Source organism: Paenibacillus sp. Y568, from assembly GCF_059445545.1.
The window spans coordinates 1-617 of record NZ_JCAIUM010000067.1; the positions used below are offsets into that span (position 1 = coordinate 1).

Below are 617 nucleotides of genomic sequence, written 5' to 3' on the forward strand. Positions count from 1 at the left end.
GTTATCAGAAAGATCAGCAAATCTATTTTAAACATTGAAGGAGCACTATATGGCGACTATAGCACTGATAAGGCATGGTAGCACCAGTTGGAATAAAGAAGGACGAGCACAGGGTAACTCTGATATTTCGCTGGATCAGGATGGGATTAATCAAGCAGAACTTTTAGCAACGAGATTAAGATCAGAAGATTGGAATCATATTTATTCAAGTACTTTAGCAAGAGCAAAGCAAACTGCTCTTATTGTAGGGAGTGCTATCGGAGTAGATATTCACCTTGATGATCGTCTTCGGGAAAGGTCCGGAGGATTGATTGAAGGTACTACTGAAGAGGAACGAATAGAAAAGTGGGGAACAGGTTGGATAGAATTAGATCTTGGACTTGAGCCAATTGAGATAGTCCAAAAGAGAGGTGAAGAATTTTTAGAAGAAATAATGATGAAGCACCAAGGTGAAAAGGTGTTGGTGGTTTCTCATGGTGCCTTAATTCAATTTAACTTTATCAATTTAGTTCCTGATTTTCCTACAAAAGATTTTGGCAATACATCAATAACTATTTTAAAGAAAATAGATAATCAATGGACATGTGAACTGCATAACTGTACAAAACATCTTGAGG

The 617-nt window shown here is 37.1% G+C and carries 1 protein-coding gene; it reads left to right on the forward strand.

Translation table 11 applies throughout. The features are described 5' to 3' along the window. Window positions 1-49: 49 nt before the first annotated feature. Window positions 50-617, forward strand: a 568-nt coding sequence (locus AC1D7X_RS25825; protein WP_495476441.1) for a histidine phosphatase family protein, incomplete at its 3' end; no start/stop codon positions are given.